Source organism: Micromonospora sp. C41 (genome assembly GCF_018070485.1).
Taxonomy (GTDB): Bacteria; Actinomycetota; Actinomycetes; order Mycobacteriales; family Micromonosporaceae; genus Micromonospora; species Micromonospora chalcea.
The window spans coordinates 1-2,621 of sequence record NZ_JAGPXP010000066.1 but is presented as its reverse complement, the minus strand read 5'-3'; the positions used below and the strand labels follow the sequence as shown (position 1 = coordinate 2,621).

Here is a 2,621-nt window from a genome sequence, read left to right as displayed (position 1 = left end):
CGAGTCTGTGGTGCGGCTGGGGACGGATGTAAGCACCCTGTTGGGTCCTGAAAGAACAACCCGAGGTGGTTGTTGTTTCAGAGCCTTGAGATGCCCCGTGTGGACGTTGGTCCCGGGGGCGTGAGGCGCCAGGCATGGCCTGGTCTCGCAAACCGTGGCCACGTGGTGGTTGCAGGTGTGGGGCTGTGGGTTGTGGGTTGGTTGTTTGTTGAGAATTGCACAGTGGACGCGAGCATCTTTGTGGTCAAGTTGTCAAGGGCGAACGGTGGATGCCTTGGCACCAGGAGCCGATGAAGGACGTGGGAGGCCGCGATAGGCCTGGGGGAGCTGTCAACCAAGCTGTGATCCCAGGGTGTCCGAATGGGGAAACCCGGCATCAGTCATGTGATGTCACCCGCACCTGAACACATAGGGTGTGTGGGGGGAACGCGGGGAAGTGAAACATCTCAGTACCCGTAGGAAGAGAAAACAATTTAGTGATTCCGTGAGTAGTGGCGAGCGAAAGCGGATTGAGGCTAAACCGGCTGCGTGTGATACCTGTCAGGGGTTGCGTGGTCGGGGTTGTGGGACCCTGCTGAGCAAGCTGACACTTGTTCGAGAAGTTACAAAGCCAGTGGTTAGTCGAACAGTCTGGAATGGCTGACCGTAGACGGTGATAGTCCGGTAGGTGAAAGTTGCTGGTCTTCTGTGGGTGTTCCCGAGTAGCGGCGGACTCCTGAAATCTGCCGTGAATCTGCCAGGACCACCTGGTAAGCCTAAATACTTCCTGGTGACCGATAGCGGACGAGTACCGTGAGGGAATGGTGAAAAGTACCCCGGGAGGGGAGTGAAATAGTACCTGAAACCGTTCGCCTACAATCCGTCGGAGCCTTGCGGGGTGACGGCGTGCCTTTTGAAGAATGAGCCTGCGAGTTAGTGGCATGTGGCGAGGTTAACCCGTGTGGGGGAGCCGTAGCGAAAGCGAGTCTGAATAGGGCGTTTTTAGTCGCATGCTCTAGACCCGAAGCGGAGTGATCTAGCCATGGGCAGGCTGAAGCGCGGGTAAGACCGCGTGGAGGGCCGAACCCACCAACGTTGAAAAGTTGGGGGATGACCTGTGGTTAGGGGTGAAAGGCCAATCAAACTCCGTGATAGCTGGTTCTCCCCGAAATGCATTTAGGTGCAGCGTCGCGTGTTTCTTGCCGGAGGTAGAGCACTGGATGGTCTAGGGGGCCCACAAGCTTACCGAAATCAGCCAAACTCCGAATGCCGGTAAGTGAGAGCGCGGCAGTGAGACTGCGGGGGATAAGCTTCGTAGTCGAGAGGGAAACAGCCCAGATCACCAGCTAAGGCCCCTAAGCGTGTGCTAAGTGGAAAAGGATGTGGGGTCGCATAGACAACCAGGAGGTTGGCTTAGAAGCAGCCACCCTTTAAAGAGTGCGTAATAGCTCACTGGTCAAGTGGTTCCGCGCCGACAATGTAGCGGGGCTCAAGCACACCGCCGAAGCTGTGGCATTCACATTTTAACTTCGCCTGGCCTTGATGCCAGGTGCAGGTGTGTGGATGGGTAGGGGAGCGTCGTGCCGGGGGTGAAGCAGCGGGGTGACCCAGTTGTGGACGCGGCACGAGTGAGAATGCAGGCATGAGTAGCGAAAGAAGGGTGAGAAACCCTTCCGCCGGATGACCAAGGGTTCCAGGGCCAGGCTAATCCGCCCTGGGTGAGTCGGGACCTAAGGCGAGGCCGAGAGGCGTAGTCGATGGACAACGGGTTGATATTCCCGTACCCGCGAAAGAGCGACCCTGACGAACCTCGTTGTGCTAACCACCCAAACCGGCCAAGACCTTCGGGTTGAGGTTGGGGAGCGTGGGAACCTGGCGGGTAGTAGTCAAGCGATGGGGTGACGCAGGAAGGTAGCTGAGCCCGGCCGGTGGTTGTGCCGGGGTAAGCGTGTAGGCCGTGTCGTAGGCAAATCCGCGACACATGGGGCTGAGACGTGATGCCGAGCCGATTCAGGTGAAGTCAGTGATCCTATGCTGCCGAGAAAAGCCTCTAGCGAGTTCTTAGCGGCCCGTACCCCAAACCGACACAGGTGGTCAGGTAGAGAATACCGAGGCGATCGGGCGAACTGTGGTTAAGGAACTCGGCAAATTGCCCCCGTAACTTAGGGAGAAGGGGGGCCGGAGACGTGAAGCCCCGCGCGGGTGGAGCGTTGTATGGCCGCAGAGAGCAGGGGGAAGCGACTGTTTACTAAAAACACAGGTCCATGCGAAGAAGTAATTCGATGTATATGGACTGACGCCTGCCCGGTGCTGGAACGTTAAGGGGACCTGTTAGCTCTTCGGGGCGAAGCGGAGAACTTAAGCGCCAGTAAACGGCGGTGGTAACTATAACCATCCTAAGGTAGCGAAATTCCTTGTCGGGTAAGTTCCGACCTGCACGAATGGCGTAACGACTTCCCCACTGTCTCAACCACAGGCCCGGCGAAATTGCAGTACGAGTAAAGATGCTCGTTACGCGCGGCAGGACGGAAAGACCCCGGGACCTTTACTATAGCTTGACATTGGTATCTGAATTAGCTTGTGTAGGATAGGTGGGAGCCGGTGAAGCCTATACGCCAGTATGGGTGGAGGCAATCTTGAAA

1 rRNA gene is annotated in these 2,621 nt (G+C 57.2%); it reads left to right on the top strand.

The features are described from left to right. Window positions 1-242 precede the first annotated feature (242 nt). Window positions 243-2,621, top strand: a 23S ribosomal RNA gene (locus KBX43_RS31210); the annotation flags it as partial.